The following is an 825-nucleotide window of genomic DNA, read 5'->3' on the forward strand; positions in this document are numbered from 1 at the left end:
GTAAATGGTCGGAAATAAAATTTTAGACCATTATAAAACAGCCCCTTAAGCGAACTGTTTGATCTTTAAAAAATCAGTGTGATAATGTTCACGTTTTTAATTATCTTAGCTTTTTTGCAGATATGGCTCTATTCGCTTCATACTCGATCACAGCACGATGCAATTTTTAAGATGACAACTTTTTCATCTTTTTCATCCATCGATCTGTAGCGATCTCCTAGCGATCTTTTTCGATCTTTTGAAGGTCTCAAAGTTCTTGATATTCAGTGTATGAAAATGGCTGTAAGACCGGTTTGCTATAATACTTGCATAGGATTTTAAAGGATTATAGCAAGTGGATTCAAATACACTGAATAGCAGATTTAAAGAAGTATCGGAGCAGATTCAAAAAGCTGTTGCTGATGATCCTGCTTTATCTGCCATGTTTGGCGTATTGATGGTACTTTTTGAATCCCAATCCTCTGAAATTAAACAACTTACCAAGAGAATTGCTGAGCTTACATTAACCATAGAAAAGCTGTCAGCAAAGCTTGGAAACAAAGCCATCACTGTCAGAAAGACAACCAATGAGAATATCAATGGAAAAGGCAGTGAGAGAAAGAAAGGTATTGATTCCTCAAGCAAGGAAAAGAAACAAAAAGTAAAGAAAGAAGTTCCTGTAAACGATGATGTCAGTGTAACAGATAAAGAAGTCTGTATTGATATTGACGGCAAAGAGCTTTCACTTGAAGATGCAAGAAAGAAGGTTGGAACTGTATTTACAGGAAAAGATGGTAGACGTTACAAGTACGTCAGAATCAATGACTCATCTGAGAAAATTGATAT

1 protein-coding gene is annotated in these 825 nt (G+C 35.5%); it reads left to right on the top strand.

Annotated features, from left to right (window positions below):
* Nucleotides 1–334: 334 nt before the first annotated feature.
* Nucleotides 335–825, top strand: a 491-nt coding sequence (locus J5V48_RS09760; protein WP_219938459.1) for a hypothetical protein, incomplete at its 3' end; no start/stop codon positions are given.

Source organism: Succinivibrio faecicola (assembly GCF_019448115.1).
Lineage (GTDB): Bacteria > Pseudomonadota > Gammaproteobacteria > Enterobacterales > Succinivibrionaceae > Succinivibrio > Succinivibrio faecicola.